General features: G+C 42.8%; 1 protein-coding gene. It reads right to left on the bottom strand.

What is annotated here, in order from left to right; all coding sequences use genetic code 11:
* Positions 1-248: sugar phosphate nucleotidyltransferase (locus SPADD19_RS11040; RefSeq protein ID WP_164905875.1), on the bottom strand; the 248-nt coding region annotated here is incomplete at its 3' end.
* Between the last annotated feature and the right edge of the window lie 149 nt (positions 249-397).

The following is a 397-nucleotide window of genomic DNA, read 5'->3' as shown; positions in this document are numbered from 1 at the left end:
CCTGTATTGATTCCATCCAATCCCCAGCTTGAACCATTTCCAATATGACTATTGAGGGCCAGTGGCTGGTACTGTGTAATCACACCAACATTGTGAATTCCTGAGTTGGCGCAGTTTGATAGCGCAAAATCGATAATCCGATAGCGCCCACCAAATTGAACCGCAGGTTTTGCGATGTTTTTGGTTAATTTTCCAAGACGTGTTCCTTGCCCTCCGGCAAGAATTAAAGCGAGCATTTCATTCTTCATTGACTACTTCCTCTTTTTAAAGCTTGGACTCCCATAGAGTCAACCGATCGTCATTTCTTATCTGATGTTTTAGATTTTGTCTTACGCACCTTGCGTTTTACCTTCCAAATACTAGCTCCTAAAGCCGGCAAAGTAAAGGTCAAGGTTTG

It is taken from the genome of Streptococcus parasanguinis (genome assembly GCF_001578955.1).
In the GTDB taxonomy this organism is placed as follows: domain Bacteria; phylum Bacillota; class Bacilli; order Lactobacillales; family Streptococcaceae; genus Streptococcus; species Streptococcus parasanguinis_U.
The sequence above is the reverse complement of the archived record's forward strand: the minus strand, read 5'-3'. Positions and strand labels throughout refer to the sequence as shown.